The following is a 24,337-nucleotide window of genomic DNA, read 5'->3' as shown; positions in this document are numbered from 1 at the left end:
CGTCGCTTCGCGATCGCCTGCGGCGACCCTTGACAGACCGTCCCGCCACGGAAAAACGAAGACTGCCGGGAAACCCCCAAAGGAACGGGACGGACCGGAGATGGACATGCGGCCGTGTCAGGGATCAGGCGGGCAGGCCGGGGGCCGGCAGACCAGCCATCCGGCCCCCATGAGGGGCAATCGGTGCCAGCCCACGCACCAGATCGCTACGCGCTCCTCTCATTTCGGCGTCCGCCGGCCGTCTGGGGCCGCTACCCGCACGAAATGACGATCAGGAGCCCATTCGGAGCGGATCGGCGCCCCAGATCGCTACGCGCTTCTCTTTTCTCGGCGGCTTGCCGCCGTCCTGGGCCGGGATGCTCTGCCGGTTGGCTTGTGGTGCCGGTACCAGCCCAAGACGGCCGATGGCCGCCGAGAAAAGAGAAGCGCGTAGCGATCTGGGGCGCCCAGCGGCCCCGGAGGCCCATCTCATCGGCCGTTCGTGCGGGTAGCGGCCCCAGACGGCCGCCGGACGCTAAGCGATGAGGAGCGCGTAGCGATCTGGTGCGTGGGGTGGCACCGGTTGACGGTGAGGGGGGCCGGAAGGCTGGTCTGCCGTGTCCCGACGACCCCGACGGGGCCCTGATCCCGCCGCATGTCCATCTCCGGACCGTCCCGTTCCTTTGGGGGGTTCCCGGCAGTCTTCGGCATTTCGCGGCGGGTCGGCCTGTCAAGGGTGGCCGAAGGCCATCGCGAAGCGACGCGACGAAGGAGCGCCCTTGACAGGGCGGCCCGACGCGGAAGGACGATGAGACTGGCGGGAAACCCCCAACCCTCCCTGAGACCGCCCCACCGGGACCCCGCCCTCCCCCGGCCCCGCCCAGCGGTCCGGCCCCGCCCAGCGGTCCACCCCCGCCGAGCAGCGGCCACCCCACCCCACCCCGCACCCGCGAGATCCGGCCACCCCCGCCCGGCCATCCGGGGCACCCCGCGTGACATCCCCGGCCCCGCTCCGGGTAAGGTCACGGCCCCATAACGGGCGGATAACGCCCGCTTAATCCCAGGTACAAAACCCCCCATCCGCACTCGCCCGCCCGCCACGGTTCACCGTCCGTTCACCAACCCCCGTCGACGACGTCACCTGTTCTGCCTAATTTCGGTAGCGCACGGTGCGAGTCGAACAGGAAACAGCGGTCCCGCACCTCACCCACCACGTAGTCCTCTTCGCACGCCGCCCCGATACAGAAAGCGGCCGGCGGCTCCCCGGAAGGAACACCCGAACAGTGAAGCTTCAGCGCAAGAACCGGCTTCGTGCCTCCGCCCTCGGGGCCCTCGTCGTGTCCGGCGCCCTGGTCCTCACGGCGTGCGGCTCGGACGACAACACGAACACCGGCGCCGACGGCACCCCGAAGGCCTCGGCCCCCGCCCCGGGCGACATCAAGTGCGACGGCGCCAAGGGCAAGCTGCTCGCCTCGGGCTCCTCCGCCCAGAAGAACGCCGTCGACCTGTGGGTCAAGAACTACATGGCCGCCTGCTCCGGCGTCGAGGTGAACTACAAGTCCTCCTCCTCCGGCGAGGGCATCGTCGCGTTCAACCAGGGCACCGTCGGCTTCGCCGGCTCGGACTCGGCGCTGAAGCCCGAGCAGGTCGAGGACTCGAAGAAGATCTGCACCGGCGGCCAGGGCATCAACCTGCCGATGGTCGGCGGCCCCATCGCCCTCGGCTTCAACGTCGCCGGCGTGGACAAGCTGAACCTCGACGCCGCCACGATCGCCAACATCTTCAACGACAAGATCAAGAAGTGGGACGACGAGGCGATCAAGAAGCTGAACCCCGGCGTCACCCTCCCCCCCACCGCCATCCAGGCCTTCCACCGCTCCGAGGACTCGGGCACCACCGAGAACCTCGGCAAGTACCTCAAGGCCGCCGCCCCCGACGCCTGGTCCTACGAGGCCTCGAAGAAGTGGCCGGCCCCCGGTGGCCAGGCCGCGTCCGGCTCCGCCGGTGTCGCCTCCCAGGTCAAGGCCGTCGACGGCGCGATCGGCTACTTCGAGCTCTCCTACGCCACCTCGCAGAGCATCAAGACGGTCGACGTGAACACCGGCGCCACCGCCCCGGTCAAGGCGACCCCGGAGAACGCCTCCAAGGCCATCTCCGCCGCCAAGGTCACCGGCACCGGCTCGGACCTGGCCCTCAAGCTCGACTACGCCACCAAGGCCGAGGGCGCGTACCCGATCGTCCTGGTCACCTACGAGGTCGTCTGCGACAAGGGCAACAAGCCCGAGACGCTCGGCACCGTGAAGTCCTTCCTGGAGTACACCGCCTCGGACGCCGGCCAGAAGGCCCTCACCGAGAACGGCTACGCCCCGATCCCGGCCGAGATCAACACCAAGGTCCGCGAGGTCATCAAGTCCCTCGCGTAAGGCCCTGAAGCCCGAAAGCCGCGAGGCCACAGGGCTCCGGAGCCACGAGGCTCAGTCCTGACCCCCGAGGTCCGGCCCGCCCCCGTCCGGGCGGGCCGGACCCGGGGACCCTCCCCCTCCACCCGGGGGAATCCGGTGCACCGCCGCCAGGGGGCTCGCCCCCCACACAGACCGGAAAGACCATGGCTTCCACCACACCCACCCGAATAGACCCGGCTCCGCCCGTCTCCAAGAGCGCAAGGTCCACCGGCCGCGCCGGTGACAAGATCTTCTCGGGGCTCTCCAAGGGCTCCGGCATCCTGCTCCTGGTGATCATGGCGTCGATCGCCGCCTTCCTCACCTACCGGGCCAGCATCGCCCTGTCGAAGAACGAGGGGAACTTCCTCACCACCTTCGACTGGAACGCCTCCGCCCGGCCCCCCGTCTTCGGCATCGCCGTCCTGCTCTTCGGCACCGTCGTCAGCTCGATCATCGCGATGGCCATCGCGGTTCCGATCGCCGTCGGCATCGCCCTGTTCATCTCGCACTACGCGCCGCGCAGGCTGGCCGCGCCCCTCGCGTACGTGGTCGACCTGCTGGCCGCCGTGCCGTCGATCATCTACGGCATCTGGGGCGCCCTCTTCCTCGTGCCGCAGCTGAACGGGCTGAACCTCTGGCTCGACCAGTACCTCGGCTGGACCTACGTCTTCGACAAGACCCAGGTCGGCGTCGCCCGCTCGCTGTTCACCGTCGGCATCCTCCTCGCGATCATGATCCTGCCGATCGTGACGAGCGTCAGCCGCGAGGTCTTCCTCCAGGTCCCGCGCATGAACGAGGAGGCCGCCCTGGCCCTCGGCGCGACCCGCTGGGAGGTCATCCGCCTGTCGGTGCTGCCCTTCGGCCGCTCCGGCGTCATCTCCGCCTCCATGCTCGGCCTCGGCCGCGCGCTCGGCGAGACCATGGCCGTGGCCACCGTCCTCTCCCCGAGCTTCCTGATCTCCGGGCACATCCTGGACCCGGGCGGCGGCACCTTCGCGCAGAACATCGCCGCGAAGTTCGACGAGGCCACCGAGTTCGGCCGTGACGCGCTCATCGCCTCCGGCCTCGTCCTCTTCCTGCTCACCCTGCTGGTCAACGGCGCCGCGCGCCTAATCATCGCCCGTCGCAAGGACTTCTCGGGGGCGAACGCCTGATGAGCCACGCACTCCAGGACCACCGGCCCGCTCCGGCCCGCCGGTCCTCCTCCCCCGCCGGCCTGACCCGCGGCGGCCTGCCCCGCTGGGCCCCCGCCGGCATCGCCGTCGCCTCCGCCGTCCTCGGCAGCGTCATCGGCCTGGTCTTCGACCTGCACAGCAAGGTCCAGTGGGGCCTGATCGCCGCCCTCCTGTTCGTCGTGATCACGTACACCGCCAGCTCGGTCGTCGAGAACCGCCGCCAGGCCAAGGACCGCGTCGCGACCTCCGTCGTCTGGGTCTGCTTCGTCCTCGCGGTCGTCCCGCTGCTGTCCCTGATGTGGACGACGATCAGCCGCGGCATGAAGGCCCTGAACGGGGACTTCCTCAGCCACTCCATGAACGGCGTGACCAGCTTCGAGAAGGGCGGCGGCGTCTACCACGCGCTGCTCGGCACCCTGGAGCAGGTCGGCCTCGCCACCCTGATCGCGGCGCCCATCGGCCTGTTGACCGCCGTCTACCTGGTCGAGTACGGCAAGGGCCGGCTCGCCCGTGCCGTCACCTTCTTCGTCGACGTCATGACCGGCATCCCCTCCATCGTCGCGGGCCTGTTCATCCTGACGACCTGGAACCTGATGCTCGGCTTCGGCCCCTCCGGCTTCGCCGGCGCGATGGCCCTGTCGATCCTGATGATGCCGGTCGTCGTCCGCTCCACCGAGGAGATGCTCAAGCTCGTCCCGAACGAGCTGCGCGAGGCCGCCCTGGCCCTCGGTGTGCCGAAGTGGCGCGTGATCCTCAAGGTCGTCCTGCCCACGGCCATCGGCGGCATCTCCACCGGTGTCATGCTGGCCGTCGCCCGCATCGCCGGTGAGACCGCGCCGATCATGCTGCTGGTCTTCGGATCGCAGCTGATCAACGGCAACCCCTTCGAAGGTGCCCAGTCCTCGCTCCCCCTGTACATCTGGGAGCAGTACAAGGTCGGCAGTGAAGCCTCCTACGACCGTGCCTGGGCCGCGGCGCTCGTCCTGATCGCCTTCGTCATGATCCTGAATCTGGTGGCCCGCGGCATCGCCCGCTGGAAGGCCCCGAAGACCGGTCGCTGACGCGACCACTGAAAGCGAAGTGACCCCTCATGGCCAAGCGAATCGACGTCAGCGGCCTCTCCGCCTTCTACGGCAGCCACAAGGCCATCGATGACATCTCGATGACCGTGGAACCCCGCTCCGTGACGGCCTTCATCGGCCCCTCCGGCTGCGGCAAGTCCACCTTCCTGCGCACCCTGAACCGCATGCACGAGGTCACCCCCGGCGGCCGCGTCGAGGGCAAGGTGCTGCTGGACGACGAGAACCTGTACGGCTCGAACGTGGACCCGGTCGCGGTGCGCCGCACCGTCGGCATGGTCTTCCAGCGCCCCAACCCCTTCCCCACCATGTCGATCTTCGACAACGTGGCGGCGGGCCTGCGCCTGAACGGCAGCTACAAGAAGTCCGAGCTCACGGACATCGTCGAGCGGTCGCTCCAGGGCGCGAACCTCTGGAACGAGGTCAAGGACCGCCTGAACAAGCCCGGCTCCGGCCTCTCCGGCGGCCAGCAGCAGCGTCTGTGCATCGCCCGCGCCATCGCGGTCGAGCCGCAGGTCCTGCTGATGGACGAGCCCTGCTCCGCCCTCGACCCGATCTCCACCCTCGCCATCGAGGACCTGATCGGCGAGCTCAAGGAGCGGTTCACGATCGTCATCGTGACCCACAACATGCAGCAGGCGGCCCGCGTCTCGGACCGCACCGCCTTCTTCAACCTCGCCGCCGTCGGCCAGCCCGGAAAGCTGATCGAGATCGACGACACGGACCGGATCTTCTCCAACCCGTCCGTCCAGGCGACCGAGGACTACATCTCGGGCCGCTTCGGCTAAAACGCCGGGGCCGCTCGCGCGGTCGTCCTGCGGTGCTGCATGGCGGTGCCACCGCAGGATGGAAGGAAAAAGGGCCGGCTCCCCCTGGGTGGGGGGAGCCGGCCCGCTTCTCGTTCCAGAACTTCCAGAACTTCCCGGACTCAGCTGACGAAGGCCAGGTCGGCCAGCCAGAAGCAGACCGCGGCGACCAGGGCCGCGGCCGGCATGGTGATGAACCAGCCGAGGATGATGTTCTTGGCCACGCCCCAGCGGACCGCGTTGACCCGCTTGGTCGCACCCACACCCATGATCGCCGAGGTGATCACGTGGGTGGTGGAGATCGGCGCCTTGAAGAGGAAGGCCGTGGCGAACATGATCGAGGCGCCGGTGGTCTCCGCCGCGAAGCCCTGCGGCGGGTCCAGCTCGATGATCTTGCGGCCGAGGGTGCGCATGATGCGCCAGCCGCCCGCGTACGTACCCAGCGACAGCATCACGGCGCACGCGATCTTCACCCAGACCGGGATCGGGTCGTCGGCGCCCTGCACGTCGGCGATGACCAGGGCCATCACCACGATGCCCATGGTCTTCTGGGCGTCCTGGAGGCCGTGGCCGAGGGCCATGCCGGCCGCGGAGACCGTCTGCGCGATGCGGAAGCCGCGCTTGGCCTTGTGCGGGTTGGCGCGGCGGAACATCCACAGGATGGCGACCATCACCAGGTAGCCGACGACCAGGCCGACGACCGGCGACAGGAACATCGGGATGACGACCTTCTCGAGCACCCCGTCCCACAGCACGCCGATCCCGCCGGCCAGCGCCGCGCCCACCATGCCGCCGAACAGGGCGTGGGAGGAGGACGAGGGCAGTCCGAAGTACCAGGTGACGAGGTTCCACACGATCGCGCCGACCAGGGCGGCGAAGAGGATCCACATGCCCCGGTTGCCGTGGGGCGTCTCGATCAGGCCCTTGCTGACCGTGTGGGCGACACCGCTGCCGAGGAAGGCACCGGCGAGGTTCATCACCGCGGCCATCGCGAGCGCCGCGCGCGGGGTCAGCGCCCGCGTCGAGACGGAGGTCGCGATGGCGTTCGCGGAGTCGTGGAAGCCGTTCGTATAGGTGAAGCCGAGGGCGACACCGATGGTCACGACCAGAGCGAAGGTGTCCACGGGGTTCAGGACTCCTTGACGGCGATGGTCTCCACCGTGTTCGCGACGTGCTCGAACGCGTCGGCGGCCTCTTCGAGGACGTCGACGATCTGCTTGAGCTTCAGCACCTCGATGGCGTCGTACTTGCCGTTGAAGAGCTGGGCGAGCAGCTTGCGGTGGATCTGGTCGGCCTGGTTCTCGAGCCGGTTGACCTCGATCCAGTACTCGGTGAGGTTGTCCATGGTCCGCAGGTGCGGCATGGCCTCGGCGGTCAGCTCGGCCGCCCGCGCCAGGACCTCGATCTGCTGCTCGACGCCCTTGGGGAGTTCCTCGACGTTGTAGAGGACGACGAGGTCGACGGCCTCCTCCATGAAGTCCATGATGTCGTCGAGCGACGACGCCAGGCTGTAGATGTCCTCGCGGTCGAACGGCGTGATGAAGGACGAGTTCAGCTGGTGGAAGATCGCGTGGGTCGCGTCGTCCCCCGCGTGCTCGGCCGCCCGCATCCGCTCCGCGATCTCGGCCCGGGCGGAGGGGTCCGCTCCGAGCAGTTCCATCAGGAGCTTGGAGCCCGTGACGATGTTGTCCGCGGATGCGGCGAACATGTCGTAGAAGCTCGTCTCCCTGGGGGTCAGACGAAATCGCACGTGAGGTCCTCGGGGTGTTGGATTCGGTCAGGCTGATGCTAGGCGCATCCCCCGGCCACGGCTAACCGGCGTCCCCGGGTGTCCTCCATCAGGCAGAGTGGGCCGTACGGATCCCAGTCCCTGCGGCACGGGCCAAGTAACCTATACCCAAGAGGGGTATATACCCCCTCGTTCCGGACCACGGGAGGACTCATGACGACCATCGAGGCGGAGGGCTCCGGGGCCGTTCCCGTCCACGGCTACCACCACCAGAAGGACGAGCACCTCAAGCGGCTGCGCCGGATCGAGGGCCAGATCCGGGGCCTCCAGCGGCTCGTCGACGAGGACGTCTACTGCATCGACATACTCACCCAGGTCTCGGCGAGCACGAAGGCCCTCCAGTCCTTCGCCCTCCAGCTCCTGGAGGAGCACCTGCGCCACTGCGTGGCGGACGCCGCCGTCAAGGGCGGTACCGAGATCGACGCGAAGGTGGAAGAGGCCACGAAGGCCATCGGCCGCCTCCTGCGCAGCTAGTCCCCGCCCCGCGGAACGGACAGGGCTACGGCCCCATCCCCATCAGCACCTCGTCGATCCGGTCCTGGCTGAGCCGGTCCTCGACCGCGGCCGAGGCCGCGATGATCAGCTCCCCGCAGAGCTCGATCTCGGCGAGCGCCACGTGGTCCTGCACCGTCGTACCGCCTGCGGGAGTCACGCGTGCCACCTCTCTCTGCCGCCATCGCCCGTCCGGCACCCGGCTTCCCAGCGTAGGGACCGCCGCTCGTGCCGCGCATGACACGGATGGACCATTTCCGGATAGGAGAGCCATGGCCCGGACGTACCGCCCGGGCCGCTCCGGCCGGCTATTCGGCGATCTTGCCGGCGTAAATGTCCCCGTCTGCGGGCAATACGACGCTCACCGGGGTGCCGAACCCGTACAGCAGCGTCGTCGACGAGACATCGATCACGCCATTCTTGACGTACGTGAAGCGGTGCCGGATCTTCCGCAGGCGGCCCTGCTCGTCCAGGTAGGCGTCGAAGGGCACGCTGTCCTTGCTGAACCCTTTCGCCGCCGCCTGGAGCGCCTCCCTGACCCCCGCTGAGGCGCTCTGCGCGGCCCGCCCGATGTCCGTCGTCCCCCGGTAGTGGCGCACCTTGGTCCCGGCCACGTCCGTCTCACCCACGTACGTCACCTCCTGCGCGCCCCGCAGCAGCTCGGCGGCGGCCAGCGGGTCGGTGGCGCCGCCGGTGACGAGGTTCCCGTCGGGGAGGGCGGCGGTGTCGAGGCGCACCCACTTGTCGTCGGGGACCCCGGCGCCCCGGTTCTTCATGTAGAGCGCGCCGGGGACGAGCAGCTCGGTGATCGGCCGGTGCTCGGGCTGCCCCTTCACGTCGGCGGGCAGCATCACCAGCAGCTGGCCCATCCGCTTGCGGAAGTCGACCCCGCCCTCGCCCCGGATGGTCACCCGGGTTCCGCCGGTGGCCATCTCCATCGCCGTACGGGCCCGCGCGCTCCCGGTGGCGGCCAGCGCGTCGGCCGCCCCGCGGACCGCCGCCGCCGGGTCGCCGGGGGGCCGGGCGTCGCCCGCCCCGCCGCCGGCCACCGTTCCGCTCGCGGCGCCGCATCCGCCCAGCGCGGCCACGGTGACGGCCACGCAGGCCGCGAGCACCGCCTCGCCCGCACGCCGTCGCCGTCGCCGCCTGTGCTGGTGCACCACCATCGCCTGCCAACCCCCAACGCATGACCGCTGTTTGCCCGAGGCCCCCACCCGCTCCGGTTAACGAGGTCCCGGGTTTCCCGTAACGGTCCGGAAGTGGCCGGGGGCCGTACCCGCACGGGGCCGCCCCCGGTACCGTTGAGGCGTGGATCCGCACACCAAGGCGACCCAGATCGCTCCGTTTACCGCCGTGCCCGACCCGCGTCACCCCGCGGAACCGGCCCGGACGCCCACCGGACACACCACGAGCACCGCCGAGCGGGGCTCCTTCTGCCTGGCCGTCTGCAGCTGCGGCTGGACGGGCCCGGCCCGACGCTCCCGCGACCTCGCCCGCAAGGACGCCACGAGACACGCCTCGCCCGCGTAACCGGGCGGGTCGCCCGTTCGGCCTGCCCGGCTGGCCGGGACGGCCGGAACCGGTTGCGCTGGAGCCATGCCAGGAACCGCACCCCGCGTCGCGGCCCTCCTCTGGGCCCTGCTGATCGCGCTCACCCCGGCCGCGGCCGCCTGGGCCCGCCCCGTGGGCTCGGCGGACGGGCCGGCCGACGTGGCGCTGGCCATCGGGCTCACCACCGCCGCGGCGACGGCCACCGGACTGTGGCTGCGCTCCCGCTACCGCCGTGAGGAGGCCGAGCAGCGGGGCGGCGGCGAGGGCGGCGATCCGTGACGCCCCGCCAGCGTCCGACGGCGGTCCGGCTGTGCTTCGGCGCGGCGGGCCTGTGCCTGCTGCTGGCACTACTGCTCGCACTGTGGAACCCGTAGGGCCCGTCCGAGCGGAGCGTCAGGGTCAGGGTCAGGGTCAGGCGGCGAGGTCGCTCTCGGCCGGCCGCTGCGCCAGCTCCACCGGCCGGGCCACCACCCGCTCCCGGCCCCGTACGAGCCACCCCAGCCGCGGCGCCCGCGCGAGCGCCCGCGCCAGCGGGGTCAGTCCGGCCATGGCGAGCGGCGCGAGGATCAGCACGACGGCGGTCCCGAGCGCGAACCCCCCGATGACGTCGGTCGGATAGTGCACGCCGAGATAGACCCGGCACAGCCCCTCGGCGAGCGCGAGCCCGATCCCGACGAGCCCGAGCCGGCGGTTGGCCAGGAACACCCCGATGCCCACCGCCATCGCGAGGGTGGCGTGGTCGCTGACGAAGGAGAACCCGGCGCCCGGCCCCGCGCCGACGCCCCCGAGCACCTCCAGCCCCTCGTGCGCGATGTACGGCCGCGGCCGCGCCACGAACCCGCGCAGGGGCACGTTCACCATCAGGGCGATCGCGGCGGCCAGCGGGGCCCACACCAGCGCGGCGAAGGACTCGGCGGCGCCGGCCTCGTCCTGCCGCCGCGCCCCGCGCCAGCACCACAGCACGAGCAGGACCATGGCGAGGGGCAGCCCGTAGGAGGCGAGCAGGGCGACGCCCCGGTCGAGCCAGTCGGGGGCGTGCCGGGCGACGCTGTTGATCCGGTACAGCAGGCTGACATCCACATTCGGCCCACCGGTCGTGAGTCCAGCCATGTGACGCGGCCCCTTGCCTGCCTAGGTCCCGTGCGGGCGCACGACGGTGTGCGCCCTCTTCAACCCCCCCGCCGATCAACCCCCGTGACCATGGAACGCCCGTTCCACGGGCATGGTTCCACTCTCCACGGGATGATCACGCCAACGTTATCCAAGAGTGACTCATCGTCGCAGCTCAGGGCCTGTGCTTCACGGAGAGTCGCTAGGCCTTGGGAGCGGCGGGCGAACGCTCCGGTAGGGCCTCCGCCCCCTCCTTCGTCACCCGGGTGGCACCGAAGTAGTCGGGAGTGTCGATCTTGTCGAAGCGGATGACGGCACCGGTGAACGGGGCGTTGATCATGTAGCCGCCGCCCACGTAGAGCCCGACGTGCCGGATCTCCCGAGAGTTCGTCAGATCGTCGGAGAAGAACACCAGATCACCGGGGAGCAGCTCGTTGCGCGCGGGATGGGACCCGGCGTTGTACTGGTCGTTGGCCACACGCGGCAGCTCGACCCCCACGGTCTCGTAGGCCGCCTTGGTCAGCCCGGAACAGTCGAACCGCCCGTTGTCCGCGGCTGTCCCGTCCCCACCCCACAGGTACGGCGTCCCGAGCTGCTTCTGCGCGAAGTACACGGCCCCGGCGGCCTGCTGAGAGGGCGAGACGCGGCCGACGGGGCGTTCGAAGGTCTTCGCCAGGTCCGTGATCGACTTCACGTATCCCTGGGTCTCCTTGTACGGGGGGACGCCGCCGTACTTGATGACCGCGTACGCACCGGCGTTGTAGGCGGCGAACATGTTCGACGTCGCGTCACCGGGCACCTTGGCCACGTCCTTGGCCAGTTCGCAGTCGTACGAGGCCGCCGACGGGATGGCGTCGTTGGGGTCCCAGATGTCCCGGTCCCCGTCCCCGTCCCCGTCGATGCCGTGGCCCGCCCAGGTGCCGGGGATGAACTGCGCGATCCCCCGGGCGTCGGCCGGGCTGACCGCCCTCGGGTCCCAGCCGCTCTCGGAGTACAGCTGGGCGGCGAGCAGCGCGGGGGTGAGCGCCGGGCACAGGGTGCCCCACTTCTGCACCAGCGCCTGGTACTTACCGGGCACCGCGCCCTTCACCAGCCCGAGCGGCCGGCCACCGCGCGCATCTCCCGCGATCCCGGCAGCCGCCGAGTAGGTGCCCACCACGACGAGCACGAGGAAGCCGAGACAGACCCCGATCCCGATTCCGCCTGCCATCCAGAATCTGCGCATCCGTCAACACTCCCCCATCCCCGTCGCTTTCACGTGTGAATCGCCCGTGTCGCCGGTCGCGCTACCCCACTCGGAAGCCCGAGCACGCGATGCTCGTGTACTTCGTGGGGTCATCTTCGACGTGGTAGAAGACCAGCGTCCAGTCCCCCGGGTCGTTGGTGACGGGCACGCCGGCGTACGTCCGGCCCTGCACGTGCTCCGCGAAGTCGTCCGGGTAGGTGAGGGTCAGGAACTCGCCCGTGTCCCACTTGGTGTAGATGTCGACCGGCTTGCTGGTGAACCCGACCCTCTTGTTGTCCACCTTGAAGGGCGTGCCCGTCTGCGGATCCAGGTCGTGCGGGGACCTGACCGCCACCGACACGTAGTACGGCTCGGGCTTGGTGTGGTTCAGGTTCGCGTACTTGATCCGCATGTCGACGGCCACGGACTTCCCCGACACCTTGACGGAGTACTGGATGCCCTCGCCGGGCGACTTCTGCTCGGCGGGCTGGTTGCACTCCCCGACGCCATGGGCCGCCATGTCCGGATCGGCCGACGGCTTCCAGAAGTAGTGCGAGATCCGGTCGTCCTCGATGTACTCGGCCGGAGGCCTGGCTCCGCCCTTGGACGCGGCCGGTGCGGCGGGACCGGCGGTACCGCCGCCGGACGGCGCCACCGGGGCCGACGAGGGCGTGGCCGCGCCGGCCGCTCCCCCGCCACGGGCCTGGCCGCCCGGGCCGCCGTTCCCGTCGAGAGGGAGCAGCTTCCAGGCCGCCAGGGCGAGCGCGAGGACCACGGCCGTACCCCCGGCGGCCCACACCGCCCGGCGCCCGCTGCGCCACACCGGCACGGGCGGGACGGCTCCCCACGTCGGCACGTACGGGTACCCGGGGCCTTGCGTCCGCATCTCGTGCAGCGGGACGGGCTCCCCCAACGCCAGCAACGCGGCGTACACCGGGTCGTCCGGCAGCGCGTCGCGCACCCCGCAGCGCCGGATCACCTCCGACGGATCCGGGCGGGCGGCCGGATCCTTCGCCACACAGGCCTCGATCAGCGCGGCCAGCTCCGGCTCCACCCCGGCCACGTCGACCGGCTCGTGCACCGCCCGGTAGCCCACGGTCGCCGCCACCCCGGTACCGAACGGCGGCCGCCCGGTCGCCGCGTACGCCAGCGTCGCGCCGAGCGCGAACACGTCGGCAGCCGCTCCCGTCTCACCGCCCAGCAGCACCTCCGGAGCCGTGTACCCCGGCGTGCCGGGCGCCTGCCCGTCCTGGGTCAGCGCCGTCGCGCCGATGTTGTGCGCGATCCCGAAGTCGATCAACTGGGGACCCTGCGCACCGAGGATGACGTTCTGCGGCTTCAGGTCCCGGTGCGTGACCCCGTACGCGTGCACGCTCGCCAGGCCCTCCGCCAGCGCCGCGCCCAGGCGGCGACAGGTCTGCGGGGGCAGGGCCCCGCGCGCACCGACCGCGTTGCCGAGCGTGGGACCCGCGACGTACTCGGTGGCCAGCCAGTACGGGGCCGACTCCAGCGAGGCGTCGATCAGGTTCGCCGTGTACGCGGACCGCACGGCCCGCACCGTCCGCGCCTCACGCCGGAAACGCGCCAGCGCCTCGGGATGCCCGGTGATCTCCTCGCGCACCACCTTGACGGCCACCAGCCGCCCACCGGGCGACCGTCCGAGATACACCTGCCCCATCCCGCCGGCCCCGAGGCGGGCCAGCAGCGCGTGCGCTCCGATGTACGCGGGATCGAACTCTCCGAGCGGCTCCATCCGGCGAGCCTGCCACACCGACTGCCGTGCGGCGACGGCGGGTTGACGATCTGTACGCACACCTCGCCGACGCGGCCGACGCCCGGCCGGCCGCTCAGCGCGCCGCCACGAACAGGCTCTGCGCCCCCCGCCCGATCGGCCCCTTCTCATCGTGCAGCCGCGCGTCCGCCAGTCCGATCCCGCCCGCGTCCACGCTCGTCCGCGCCTCCACGCACACCCACTCCCCCACGGGATACCGGTGCAGATGGACACTCAGATCACCGTTGACGAAGACGAACCGCCGCAGGTCCATCACCGCGCTGATCCCGTTCCCCGAGTCGGCGGCGACCAGCACCCGGTCCAGCGGCCGCACCGCCTCCCCCGCCACGAGCGGCACCCGCATCCGCATCCAGCAGGTCCCCGGCCCCGGCTCGACGAAGGCCCCCTGCGTGAACCGGGTCTCCATCGACGTGTGGTAGCCCGTCTCCCACGGCACGGGGAAGAACGGCGTCACCCCCACCTCCCCCGGCGGCGCCACCAGCGCCCCCTGGGTCACCGCCGGCACCGGCTCACCCGCCACCCGGATCCGCAGCGCCCGCGCCAGCATCACCGGCGCGTCCGCGCCGGCCGGGGTGAGGGCCGCCTCGACCACCTCGGTCCCCCGCCCCGCCCGCAGCACCGACGTGGCGACGGTCAGCTCCCCGATCGGCACCGGCCGCAGGATCTCGTACGTGATCCGCGCGACCCTCATGTCCCCGCGCGCCCCCGCCCGCTCCTCGACCGCCCGCCCGAGCAGCGCGGCGGGCGGGCCGGCGTGCTGCGCGCCCTCGTCCCACGGCCCGCGCGTGGCCCCGGTGGCCCGGAAGCGGCCCGCGCCGATCCGCTCGTAGAACCCGTCAGCGTCCATGCCGCCGCACGCTACCGAGAGGTAACCCGGGGCGCCAGACCTCCACCGCCCCGCCGCCCGCCTCAGCGGGCGAGCCCCAGCCCCACCCCCAGCCCCACCAGCACCGACCCGATCGCCCGGTTCAGCGCCTTCTGCGCCCGCAGCATCCGCTCGCGCAGCGCCGAGTGGGAGAAGAACAGCGCCACCGCCCCGAACCACACCAGGTGCGCCCCCGACATGAACAGCCCGTACCCGGCCTGCTGCCAGGCCGCCGTCTGCGGATCCACCACCTGCGTGAACGTCGACACCACGAACAACGTCGTCTTCGGATTCAGCACATTGGTCAGGAACCCGGACCTCAGCGCCCCCAGCCGCGTCAGCTCCGGCTTCGACTCCAGGTCCACGGTGAGCTCGGCCCGCGCCCGGAAGGTACGGATCCCGATCCACACCAAATACCCCGCACCCGCCAGCTTGATCGCCGTGAACAGGGCGGTCGACGAGGCGATCAGCAGCCCCACCCCGAGCATGGTGTACGAGACGTGCACCAGCACCCCCGCCGCGACCCCCGCCGCCGCGAAGAGCCCGGTGGACCTCCCGTACAGATAGCTGTTCCGCACGACCATGGCGAAGTCCGCACCCGGACTCACGACGGCGAGCAGCGTAATGACGGCAACCGCGATCACTTCTGTCATGCACGGATGCTCACCGCCCCCCGTCCGCCGATCAAGACCTCCTCGAGCGACAATGGACCGGTGTCCAGCTCTCCCCGCCCCGCCCTGCCCGCCCTCCCCCTCCTCCAGGCCGACTGCGCGAACTGCTTCGCGCTCTGCTGCGTCGCCCTCCCCTTCGCCAAGTCGTCCGACTTCGCGGTGAACAAGGCCGCCGGCACCCCCTGCAAGAACCTCCGGGAGGACTTCCGCTGCGGCATCCACAGCCGCCTGCGCGACCAGGGCTTCCAGGGCTGCACCGTCTTCGACTGCTTCGGCGCGGGCCAGCAGATCTCCCAGGTCACCTTCGAGGGCCGCGACTGGCGCACCCACCCCGGGACCCGGCAGGCGATGTTCGACGCCTTCCCCGTCATGCGCCAGCTGCACGAGCTGCTCTTCTACGTCGACGCGGCCCTCGGCCTCCCGGCGGCCGCCCCCCTCCACCCGGCCCTGCGCACCCTCCTCACCAGGACCGAGGCCCTCACCCGGGCGGACGCGGACACCCTCGCCGCGCTCGACGTCCCCGCCCTCCGCCAGGAGATCAACACCCTCCTCCTCAAGGCGAGCGAACTGGCCCGCGCCAAGTCCCCGGGCCGCAAGAAGAACCACCACGGCGCCGACCTGATGGGCGCCCGCCTCGCCGGAGCCGACCTGCGCGGCGCCAACCTGCGCGGCGCCTACCTCATCGCAGCCGACCTCGGCCGCGCCGACCTGCGCGGCGCCGACCTGATCGGCGCGGACTTCCGCGACACCAACCTGCGCGACGCCGACCTCCGCGACACGCTCTTCCTCACCCAGGCCCAGGTGAACGCCGCCCAGGGCAACGCCGGGACCCGGATCCCCCCGACCCTCACCCGCCCCGCCCACTGGGCCTGACCCCACCCGCCGGGCACCCGGCGCCCGCCCCACCGCCGTGCGCCCCGCACGCACCCACACGCCCCCCGAGCGCCACGACCGCGCCACGACCACGGCGCGCCACCCGCCGGGCCGCCAGTCATTGCCCGAGGTCACCCCCCGTGATACACAGAGTGACCAGGTCAGGCCATGCGTACGACCGCACACCCGCGCACACACGGTCCGGCACCCGGGACATCGGGTAAAGAGACCGGCCAAGTCGACGACGGCCGACGTTTCATCAGCGAAGATAGTGCGTAGCCCCTGCCATCGGGCACGGGCTACCGGAACTACCCATACAGGGGCGGTGAGTTACATGATCCTGGCAGCCGAAAAGGGCGACATCACCACCATCATCGGCGGAATCGCCCCGAACTGGGGGCCGTTCGGCAGTCTCGGCAACGAAGCGAAGGTCATGATCGAGGTCATCATGGCCGTGGCGATCCTCCTCTGCCTCGGCATCGCCATCTGGGGCGCCGCCAAGCAGCGCATCGGCGCCACCGCCCTGCGCGACACGTTCAGCGCGGAACAGGGCAAGGGCCTGATCGTGGCCGGGCTCACCGGAGTCTTCATCATCGGCTCCCTCGGCACCCTCTTCACGATCGTCTACGGAATGGCCGTCTAGCAGGACCACCGCGGCCGGCCGCACCCTGATGAGGAATCACCACACCGCGCCTGCGCGGAAACAAGCGCTACCGTCGTACGACGTTGAGGGGGCGGACGACAGGCAATGAGCAACGACGACCAGTACGGCGGGGGCGCCGTGGGCGGTACGGGCCAAACCCGCACCCGCCTCCCGGACTCCCCCTCCGACCCCTACGGCACCCCCCGCCGCACCCCCCGCGCCTCGCGCGGCCTGATCACGGTGGTCGGTGTCGTGGTCCTGCTCATCGCCGCCATCGCCTTCGCGAACCAGTCCCACGACACCCCGACCACCCCCACCTCGGACAAACCCCCAACCACCAACCCCACCGCCCCCACGGGCACCGCCCCGGTCACCGCCAAATCCGCCGGCGTCCCCAAGGGCTTCGCCCACGACGAACAGGGCGCCCAATCCGCGGCCGCGAACTACACGGTGGCCCTGGGTTCTGACGGCATGCTCAAGAAGGACGTCCGCCACACCCTCGTCGACGGCATCTACACCCCGGAGGCGGCCGCCCAGCGCAAGGGCCAGCAGGACGCCGCGTACTCCCCCGCCTTCCTCGCCACCCTCGGCCTCGACGCGAACGGCAACGCCCCACAGGGCAGCGTCTTCGTCACCCGCTCCGTCCCGGTCGGCACCCGCGTCGAGAGCTACGGCCCGACCACGGCGAAGGTCTCCGTCTGGTACACGGGCCTGGTCGGCATGTCCGGCGCCAAGTCCACCGCCCCGGTGCGTACCACCTGGAAGACCTGGACGTTCGAACTGACCTGGGCCGGAAACGACTGGAAGGTCGCCTCCGACAGCCAGCAGGACGGCCCCGCACCGGTCCCCGGCGACGTCGCCGCGTCCACGTCCGACGACATCAGCAAGGCCGTCCAGGAGTTCGGAGGGTTCACCTATGCCCGGTAGCCGCCCCGGTACGCCCGGACGTGCCCGCACCGCCCTCCGCGCCGCAGCGGCCCGCGGCTCCCTCCGCACCGCGGCGGCCCTCACCGCCCTCCAGACGACGGCGGTACTGCTGTCCGCCCGCGCCTACGCGGCCCCCAGCCCGAACCCCAGCCCCTCCGGCTCCCCTTCGGGATCCCCGTCCGGCACCCCCGCACCCTCCAAGTGCGAAGGCGTCATCGGCCCCCTCAAGGAGGACTGCGAACGCCAGGTCGGCGGCACGAGCCCCGGAACGGGAGCCGGCACCGGCCTCTCGCCGGACAGCCCCACCGACGCCCTCAACCCCCTCGCCTCCCTAGCCCGCGGCTGCGCCGACGCCGCCGCGTGGATCGTCGGGAAGCTCAGCGAAGCCGTCAAGGGCACCGCCAACGTCGACTTCACCAACCCCGCCTTCCTCCAGCAGTACGCGGTGGTCTTCGCCGCCAGCACCGTCCTCACCCTCGTCCTGTGGCTCCTGGCCGTCGCCAAGCGCGCCATCCGCGGCGTCCCCCTCTCCACCGCCCTCTCCGAGGCCATCGGCTTCCTCTGGCTGACCGTCCTCGCCTCCGCCTTCACCCCCCTGATCCTCTACACCGTCGTCTCCGCCACCGACGGCGTCACCGACGTCATCGCCTCCGCCACCGGCAGCCAGAGCGACGTCTTCTTCGGCTCCTTCACCGACGCCCTCAAGAAGGGCGAGGACATCGGCGGCGGCCCGATCATGCTGATCGTCGTCGCCCTCGTCACCGTCCTCGCCGCAGGCGTCCTCTGGCTGGAGCTCGTCATCCGCGCCGCCCTGCTCTACGTCGGCGCCCTCCTCGGCACCGTCGTCTACGCCGGACTCGTCGACCGCAACATGTGGGGCCACGTCCGCCGCTGGGCCGGCATCATGATCGCCGTCATCCTCGTGAAGCCGGTCATCGTCATCGTCCTCGGCCTCGCCGGAGCCCTCGCCGGAGAGAAGGGCCCCAACGCCTTCTCCGCCGTCGTCTCCGGCCTCGCCATCATCCTCCTGGCGATCTTCGCCTCCGCCATGATCTACCGGTTCGTGCCCGGCTTCGGCGACGAAATCGCCTCCGCCCGCAGCAACCGCAAGCAGGCCACCGACGGCGCCCAGGCCGCCGCCGTCATCAGCTCCCCGGCCTCCCTCGTCTCCCAGGGCATCAAGACCCACAGCAGCCGCGGCGGCGCCCACCGCGCCGGAGGCGGCGGCCCCACCGGCGGCGACGCCAACCAGATCTCCGGAGGCATGGCCGCCCACAGCAGCCGCGGCTCCGGCAGCGGGGCCGCCGGCGGAAACCTCCCGCCCGCCGCACCCCCGCCCCGCACCGGCCAGAGCACGAGCACGAGGAACACAGGAGGTGACGGGCGTTGACGACCCAGTCCCACCAGATCCACCCCATCGCGCCCCGCCGCACGTATCTCATCGGCCGGGCCCGGCCGAACGCGATCGTCGGCAAGAACCGCGAAACCGGCGAGATCGCCCTGATCATCGTCGGCGCGTTCCTCGGCATGATGAGCGGACTGCTCGTCCCCGACCTCACCCTGCGCATCGTCACCCTCGCCGGCTTCCCCCTGCTCGCCCTCGCCGCCGTGTACGTCCCCTACAAGGGCCGCACCTTCTACCGGTGGTTCGAGATCAGCCGCAGCTACAAGCGCACCCTCCGCCGCGGCACCACCTACCGCTCCTCCGCCATGGAGGCCGGCACCCGCGCCGCCGACGGCCGCGAGGTCGAGGTCGGCCCGCCCCCCGGCATCGGCCGCATCAACTGGCTCGCCGCCCCCTTCGGCCCCGACGAGATCGCCGTCCTCCTCCACGCCGACCGCCGCACCGTCACCGCCGCCATCGAGATCGAGGGCCCCGGCGTCGGCCTGCGCGACAGCGAGGACCAGGAAGCCCTCGTCGACCGCTTCGGCACCCTCCTCAAGCACGTCGCCAACGGCGACGGCTTCGTCACCCGCCTCCAGATGCTCGCCCGCACCCTCCCCGCCGACCCCGACGCCCACGCCAAGGACGTCGCCCAGCGCGGAGACACCACGGCCCCCACCTGGCTGCGCGACTCCTACGACCAGCTCCAGTCGATGGTCTCCACCTCCTCGGAGCAGCACCGCGCCTACCTCGTCGCCTGCATGCACTACACCCGCGAGCTCGCCGCCGAGGCCACCACCATCGCCCGCGCCGGCAGCACCAAGGGCCGCAAGCTCGACCGCGACGCCGGTCTCGCCATCGTCATGGCCCGCGAGCTCACCGACATCTGCGCCCGCCTCGCCGAGGCCGACATCCGCGTCCGCCAGCCCCTCGGCCAGGGACGTCTGTCCTCCCTCGTGCACTCCATGTACGATCCGGACCACCCGATCGACCACATCCAGGCCATGACCAAGCGCAACGCCTGGCCCGCCGAGCTCGACGCCGTGGAGCCCACCTACCTCCAGGCCAAGACCCGCGAATCCTCCACCCGCGCCCCCTGGTGCCACGCCACCGCCTGGATCAAGGAATGGCCGATGACCCCCGTCGGCGTGAACTTCCTGGCGCCCCTCCTCGTCCACACCCCGGACGTCATCCGCACCGTCGCCGTCACCATGGACCTCGAACCCACCGAGATCGCCATCGAGCGCATGCTCACCGAGAAGACGAACGACGAGGCCGACGCCTCCCGCGCCGCCAAGATGAACCGCACCGTCGACCCCCGCGACATCGCCGCACACGGCCGGCTCGACCAGAGGGGTGAAGATCTCGCCAGCGGCGCTGCCGGGGTCAACCTCGTCGGGTACATCACGGTGTCCTCACGTTCCCCCGAAGCCCTCGCCCGCGACAAGCGCACCATCCGCGCCTCCGCCGGCAAGTCCTACCTGAAACTCGAGTGGTGCGACCGCGAGCACCACCGCGCCTTCGTCAACACCCTGCCGTTCGCCACCGGCATCCGACGCTAGCCGGAAGGAAGAGCCGCCATGCGAGATCCCATGTCCGCGCTGACGGACGCCTTCACCAGCTTCCTCTTCGGCAAGGTCGAGACCACCCGCCTGCCCGTCCGCACCTCCACCGGCCAGGCCCAGGCCGTCTACCTGCCCACCGCCGCCCCCGGCCTCGGCGACTCCGGCGTGATCATCGGACGCGAGGTCTACAGCGGCAAGGGCTACATCTACGACCCCTTCCAGCTCTACGGCCAGCAGCTCCCGGCCCCCCACTGGCTCGTCCTCGGCGAATCCGGCAACGGCAAGTCGGCACTGGAGAAGACGTACGTCCTGCGCCAGCTCCGCTTCCGCGACCGCCAGGTCGTCGTCCTCGACGCCCAGGGCGAGGACGGCGTCGGCGAATGGAACCTCATCGCCCAGCAGCTGGGGATAACCCCCATCCGCCTGGATCCCATCGCCGCCAACGACGACGGGATCCGCCTCAACCCCCTCGACCCGGCGATCACCACCACCGGCCAGCTCGCGCTGCTCCGCACCATCATCGAAGTGGCGATGGGCCACGGCCTCGACGAACGCTCCGGCTTCGCCCTCAAGGTCGCGCACGCCTACGTCGTCGACACCATCCAGGACCGCCAGCCCGTCCTCACCGACATCGTCGAACAGCTGCGCCACCCCGAACCCGAGTCCGCCCTCGCGATGAACGTCGACATAGACGATGTCCGGGCCTGGGGCCTCGACGTCGCACTCGTCATCGACCGCCTCGTCGACGGCGACCTGCGCGGCATGTTCGACGGCCCGACGACGGTCGGCATCGACCTCGACGCCCCCCTCATCGTCTTCGACCTCTCCCACATCGACCGCAACTCCATCGCCATGCCCATCCTCATGGCGATCGTCGGCGTGTGGCTGGAACACACCTGGATCCGCCCCGACCGGAAAAAACGGATCTTCCTGGTCGAAGAGGCCTGGCACATCATCAACAGCCCCTTCGTGGCCCAGCTGTTCCAGCGCCTCCTGAAGTTCGGCCGCCGCCTCGGCCTGTCCTTCGTCGCCGTCGTCCACCACCTCTCCGACGTCGTCGACGGAGCCGCCGCCCGCGAGGCCGCGGCCATCCTCAAAATGGCCTCGACCCGCACCATCTACGCCCAGAAGGCCGACGAGGCCCGCGCCACGGGCCGCGTCCTCGGCCTCCCGCGCTGGGCCGTCGAGATCATCCCGACCCTCACCCCCGGCATCGCCGTCTGGGACGTCAACGGCAACGTCCAGGTGGTCAAACACCTGATCACCGAGACCGAACGCCCCCTCGTCTACACGGACCGCGCGATGACGGAGTCCTCCACCCCCCAGCAGCTCCCCGAGGACCTGCTGGCCGCCGAACTCGAAGCCGAGGAACGCGCCCTGTACATCGAACGCCAGCGGGGCACCGGCCCCGGATCCGCGACCACGGTGGCCTGACCGGCATGCACGACGCCAGAGGTACGGAGCCCCGCGCACGCGGCGGCGGCATCCCCGACGGAGCACTGGTCGGCCTCCTGGCCTTCCTCCTCGGCCTGGCCGTCCTGGTCTGGTCGGCCACCGGCCTCGCGGCCCTCTTCGCGAAGGGCGCCTGGCCGGCCACGGTCACCTTCACCCGCACCCCGGGGGCCGTCCGCGCCCTGATAGCGCAACCGCACGACATCCCCGGCGCCTGGCCCGACACCGACCCCACGGCCCTCTCGGGCTGGGGGCTGTTCTGGGGCCTGTTCATCAGCCAGCTCCTGGTCCTCCTGGTGCTGACGATCTTCACCATGGGCGTGGTCGCCCGCACGAAAGCCCGCCGCACCCGCGCCCGGCAGCAGAAGCACGCCCCGGGCCCCGACCCGGACTCCGCACCAGTCCCCGCCCAGCCCGGCCGGCCCCGCGACCCGGGCCCCTCCCGGGGACAGGGGCACGAGGACGCCTCCCCGCAGACCCGGGACCGGCAGCCGATTCCGGGCCAGGACCCGGCCCCGTACGCGAAGCCGGCCCCGGCCCTCGCCACCGGCACGGCCCACCCGCACCAGTCCCCGTCCACGTCTTCGGACGCACACACCGCCTCCCCCTCCGACGCGGACCGGATCCCGGCCGGGAACACCACACCGCCCCGGGACACACTGACCCCGGCCGGCCCGCACCTGCCCGGGCCACACCCCGCGCCTGCCCCGGCCCCCCACCAGACGGAGCCGCCCGCGCACGCCCCGGTCTCCGCACCGGCCCCCGCACGCACCAGGGCCCGCGACACCCGCCCCCCGGCCCAGGAGGCCTACCGCTACGGATTCGGCTACGCCCCGCCGGCCCGCACCACCGCACCGCCCCCGGCCCACCGGCTCGCCTACGCGCCCCCGGCCGAGCGCCACCACCTCGCCGCCCAGGCCATCTCCGGCGCCGAAGGCCCCGTCCTGGTGGTCACGTCCTCCCCCGCCCTCTGGCAGGACACCAAGGACGCCCGCGCCAAACTCGGCCCGGTCCTCCTCTACGACCCCTCGCACCTGTGCGACACCCCGGCCCGCATGCACTGGAACCCCGCCGACGGGTGCGCCGACCGCGACACCGCCGCCGCCCGCGCGATCGCCCTGCTGGCCCCCGTACGCCCCCAGGCCCGCCTCGACGCCGCAGTCGCCGACACCGCGGAGACCCTGCTGCGCAGCTGGCTCCAGGCGGCCGCCCTCGACGGCCTCCCCTTCAAGCAACTGGCCCGCTGGGCCCAGGGCAACGGCTCCCAGGAACCGGTACGGATCCTGCGCACGCACCCCCAGGCCGCACCGGGCGCCGCCGGCGAACTCGAGAGCGCCCTCATCGCCCACTCCGAACGTCGCGAGCAGGCCCAGTACCTGACGGCCCGGGCCCTCTCCTGCCTGACCTCGATCCACATCCGCGAGGCCTGCAACCCCAACCGAACGGACGCGCTCGCGCTCGCATCGTTCGCCGCCGAAGGGGGCACCCTCTACGTAGTGGGTGAGTCCGTGGAGGATCCCCGCACCCGGCCGGGTGCCATGCCCCTGCTCACCGCACTCGCCTCGCACGTGGTCGAGCACGGCCGTCGCATGGCCGCACGGTCATCCCGCGGTCGGCTCGACCCACCAATGACGCTGGTCCTGGAGGACGTGGCGGCCGTCGCCCCCGTCCCCCGGCTGCCCGAGCTCCTCGACGACGAGAGGCTGCCGCTGCTGGCCCTGTGCCGCAGCCGCGAACAGGCCCGCGGCCGCTGGCCGGAGTGGCCCGTCGCCGCCGGCTAGCCGGCCTGCGGGCGCGTGAACACGTACTCGTGCTCCTTGGCGGTCGGGTCGTCCGGCTTGGGGATGACGAGCCCGCTCGGCTGGAACCCGAACTTCCGGTAGAACCCGCCGGCCCGCTCGTTGTCTTCGTGCACGAAGAGGCGTACGCGGTCCAGCGCCGGCTCCTCCCGCTGCCACACCCATTCCAGCGCCGCGTCGAACAGCGCGTCGGTGAGCCCGCTCCCGCGCTGCCCGGGCCGCACGAACACGCCGACGACGTGCCCCTGGTGGGCCTCGACGACCCGCTCAAGGAAGTCGGTGGACCCCTGGCTCTCGATGAACACGGTCACGGACCCGTTCCACTGCCCGTCGGGCGCCTCGGCGATGATCTGCCGGACGTGGACGCCCTCGGCCGCGCCGGCCGCCCGGTCCTGCCAGAACTCGTCGGGCTTGGCGGCGGCTTCCTCGACGGTCTCCAGGAAGGCCAGCGAGGCCACGGGGTCGCGCAAGGCGTCCAGCCGCAGGTCCCTGACCTTCTGCCATTCGTCGGCCCGTACGGCCCGGATCACGTGCTGTTGCTGCTTCTGCTGCTCCATGCACACGCATCCAAACGTGCCGGTCGCCGCAGGTCAACGCATTAATGACGGCCATCTGCCCGTAAACGGCCGTAAACGCAGAAAAGCCCCGCACCATGACTGGTGCGGGGCTTTCCCACAATGATTGTTCGGCGGCGTCCTACTCTCCCACAGGGTCCCCCC

24 protein-coding genes are annotated in these 24,337 nt (G+C 71.4%); 14 read left to right on the top strand and 10 right to left on the bottom strand.

The window, feature by feature from the left end; genetic code table 11:
- Positions 1-1,262: 1,262 nt before the first annotated feature.
- From pstS to pstB, 4 genes are all read left to right on the top strand, one after another.
- Positions 1,263-2,402 carry a phosphate ABC transporter substrate-binding protein PstS gene (gene pstS, locus ABT403_RS38025; RefSeq protein WP_344162499.1) on the top strand — a complete coding sequence of 380 codons (1,140 nt, stop codon included), beginning with the start codon at positions 1,263-1,265 and terminating at the stop codon, positions 2,400-2,402.
- 182 nt (positions 2,403-2,584) lie between these two features.
- Positions 2,585-3,574 carry a phosphate ABC transporter permease subunit PstC gene (pstC, locus tag ABT403_RS38020; RefSeq protein WP_344162496.1) on the top strand — a complete coding sequence of 330 codons (990 nt, stop codon included), beginning with the start codon at positions 2,585-2,587 and terminating at the stop codon, positions 3,572-3,574.
- Positions 3,574-4,656 carry a phosphate ABC transporter permease PstA gene (gene pstA, locus ABT403_RS38015; protein ID WP_344162493.1) on the top strand — a complete coding sequence of 361 codons (1,083 nt, stop codon included), beginning with the start codon at positions 3,574-3,576 and terminating at the stop codon, positions 4,654-4,656. Before pstC ends, pstA begins: the two co-directional genes overlap by 1 nt.
- Positions 4,657-4,685: 29 nt before the next feature.
- Complete coding sequence (gene pstB / locus ABT403_RS38010) at positions 4,686-5,462, top strand: phosphate ABC transporter ATP-binding protein PstB (protein WP_344162490.1); 777 nt, start codon at positions 4,686-4,688, stop codon at positions 5,460-5,462.
- A 140-nt stretch (positions 5,463-5,602) separates the two neighbouring features.
- Here pstB and ABT403_RS38005 read toward each other — a convergent pair whose 3' ends face one another.
- The gene (locus ABT403_RS38005; RefSeq protein ID WP_344162487.1) at positions 5,603-6,604 is read right to left on the bottom strand and encodes an inorganic phosphate transporter; all 1,002 of its coding nucleotides are present in this window, start codon (positions 6,602-6,604) and stop codon (positions 5,603-5,605) included.
- A gap of 5 nt (positions 6,605-6,609) precedes the next feature.
- Complete coding sequence (locus tag ABT403_RS38000; RefSeq protein WP_042818429.1) at positions 6,610-7,230, bottom strand: DUF47 domain-containing protein; 621 nt, start codon at positions 7,228-7,230, stop codon at positions 6,610-6,612.
- Positions 7,231-7,422: 192 nt separating this feature from the next.
- Between ABT403_RS38000 and ABT403_RS37995 the strand changes: the two genes are divergently transcribed.
- The gene (locus tag ABT403_RS37995) at positions 7,423-7,743 is read left to right on the top strand and encodes a metal-sensitive transcriptional regulator (protein ID WP_045949931.1); all 321 of its coding nucleotides are present in this window, start codon (positions 7,423-7,425) and stop codon (positions 7,741-7,743) included.
- 25 nt (positions 7,744-7,768) lie between these two features.
- Here ABT403_RS37995 and ABT403_RS37990 read toward each other — a convergent pair whose 3' ends face one another.
- The gene (locus tag ABT403_RS37990) at positions 7,769-7,921 is read right to left on the bottom strand and encodes a hypothetical protein (protein WP_344162474.1); all 153 of its coding nucleotides are present in this window, start codon (positions 7,919-7,921) and stop codon (positions 7,769-7,771) included.
- A gap of 148 nt (positions 7,922-8,069) precedes the next feature.
- Positions 8,070-8,927: an SCO4651 family lipoprotein gene (locus tag ABT403_RS37985; RefSeq protein ID WP_344162472.1), complete on the bottom strand. Its 858-nt coding sequence runs from the start codon at positions 8,925-8,927 to the stop codon at positions 8,070-8,072.
- A 142-nt stretch (positions 8,928-9,069) separates the two neighbouring features.
- Here ABT403_RS37985 and ABT403_RS37980 point away from each other — a divergent pair, with 142 nt between their 5' ends.
- Both ABT403_RS37980 and ABT403_RS37975 read left to right on the top strand, forming a co-directional pair.
- A complete protein-coding gene (locus tag ABT403_RS37980; protein WP_344162470.1) occupies positions 9,070-9,291 on the top strand; it encodes a hypothetical protein in 222 nt (73 codons plus the stop codon).
- A 66-nt stretch (positions 9,292-9,357) separates the two neighbouring features.
- Positions 9,358-9,591, top strand: a complete 234-nt coding sequence (locus tag ABT403_RS37975) for a hypothetical protein (protein ID WP_344162467.1) — start codon at positions 9,358-9,360, stop codon at positions 9,589-9,591.
- Between the two features lie 132 nt (positions 9,592-9,723).
- Here ABT403_RS37975 and ABT403_RS37970 read toward each other — a convergent pair whose 3' ends face one another.
- From ABT403_RS37970 to ABT403_RS37950, 5 genes are all read right to left on the bottom strand, one after another.
- Positions 9,724-10,422, bottom strand: coding sequence for a phosphatase PAP2 family protein (locus tag ABT403_RS37970; protein ID WP_344162464.1), 699 nt, complete (start codon positions 10,420-10,422; stop codon positions 9,724-9,726).
- A 202-nt stretch (positions 10,423-10,624) separates the two neighbouring features.
- Complete coding sequence (locus ABT403_RS37965) at positions 10,625-11,632, bottom strand: C40 family peptidase (RefSeq protein ID WP_425580267.1); 1,008 nt, start codon at positions 11,630-11,632, stop codon at positions 10,625-10,627.
- Positions 11,633-11,708: 76 nt separating this feature from the next.
- Positions 11,709-13,400, bottom strand: a complete 1,692-nt coding sequence (locus ABT403_RS37960) for a serine/threonine-protein kinase (RefSeq protein ID WP_344162458.1) — start codon at positions 13,398-13,400, stop codon at positions 11,709-11,711.
- A gap of 94 nt (positions 13,401-13,494) precedes the next feature.
- Positions 13,495-14,286 carry a thioesterase family protein gene (locus ABT403_RS37955; protein ID WP_344162455.1) on the bottom strand — a complete coding sequence of 264 codons (792 nt, stop codon included), beginning with the start codon at positions 14,284-14,286 and terminating at the stop codon, positions 13,495-13,497.
- Between the two features lie 62 nt (positions 14,287-14,348).
- Complete coding sequence (locus ABT403_RS37950) at positions 14,349-14,957, bottom strand: LysE family translocator (RefSeq protein WP_344162452.1); 609 nt, start codon at positions 14,955-14,957, stop codon at positions 14,349-14,351.
- A gap of 6 nt (positions 14,958-14,963) precedes the next feature.
- Between ABT403_RS37950 and ABT403_RS37945 the strand changes: the two genes are divergently transcribed.
- From ABT403_RS37945 to ABT403_RS37915, 7 genes are all read left to right on the top strand, one after another.
- Entirely contained in the window at positions 14,964-15,848 is an 885-nt protein-coding gene (locus ABT403_RS37945; protein WP_425580233.1) for a pentapeptide repeat-containing protein, read from the top strand.
- Between the two features lie 334 nt (positions 15,849-16,182).
- On the top strand, positions 16,183-16,491 hold the full coding sequence (locus ABT403_RS37940; protein ID WP_042818271.1) for a DUF8827 family protein: 309 nt from the start codon (positions 16,183-16,185) through the stop codon (positions 16,489-16,491).
- A 105-nt stretch (positions 16,492-16,596) separates the two neighbouring features.
- Entirely contained in the window at positions 16,597-17,418 is an 822-nt protein-coding gene (locus tag ABT403_RS37935) for a DUF8175 domain-containg protein (RefSeq protein ID WP_344162443.1), read from the top strand.
- Complete coding sequence (locus tag ABT403_RS37930; RefSeq protein WP_344162440.1) at positions 17,408-18,808, top strand: hypothetical protein; 1,401 nt, start codon at positions 17,408-17,410, stop codon at positions 18,806-18,808. The genes ABT403_RS37935 and ABT403_RS37930 overlap by 11 nt, the downstream gene beginning before the upstream one ends.
- On the top strand, positions 18,805-20,364 hold the full coding sequence (locus tag ABT403_RS37925) for an SCO6880 family protein (RefSeq protein ID WP_344162437.1): 1,560 nt from the start codon (positions 18,805-18,807) through the stop codon (positions 20,362-20,364). The genes ABT403_RS37930 and ABT403_RS37925 overlap by 4 nt, the downstream gene beginning before the upstream one ends.
- A gap of 18 nt (positions 20,365-20,382) precedes the next feature.
- Positions 20,383-21,801, top strand: coding sequence for an ATP-binding protein (locus tag ABT403_RS37920; RefSeq protein ID WP_344162434.1), 1,419 nt, complete (start codon positions 20,383-20,385; stop codon positions 21,799-21,801).
- A gap of 5 nt (positions 21,802-21,806) precedes the next feature.
- Positions 21,807-23,600, top strand: coding sequence for a type VI secretion protein (locus tag ABT403_RS37915; protein WP_344162431.1), 1,794 nt, complete (start codon positions 21,807-21,809; stop codon positions 23,598-23,600).
- Here the strand turns inward: ABT403_RS37915 and ABT403_RS37910 are convergent.
- Positions 23,597-24,175, bottom strand: coding sequence for a GNAT family N-acetyltransferase (locus ABT403_RS37910; RefSeq protein ID WP_344162428.1), 579 nt, complete (start codon positions 24,173-24,175; stop codon positions 23,597-23,599). The genes ABT403_RS37915 and ABT403_RS37910 overlap by 4 nt on opposite strands.
- Positions 24,176-24,337: the final 162 nt, after the last annotated feature.

It is taken from the genome of Streptomyces sp. NPDC000075, from assembly GCF_040301925.1.
Lineage (GTDB): Bacteria > Actinomycetota > Actinomycetes > Streptomycetales > Streptomycetaceae > Streptomyces > Streptomyces polychromogenes.
The sequence above is the reverse complement of the archived record's forward strand: the minus strand, read 5'-3'. Positions and strand labels throughout refer to the sequence as shown.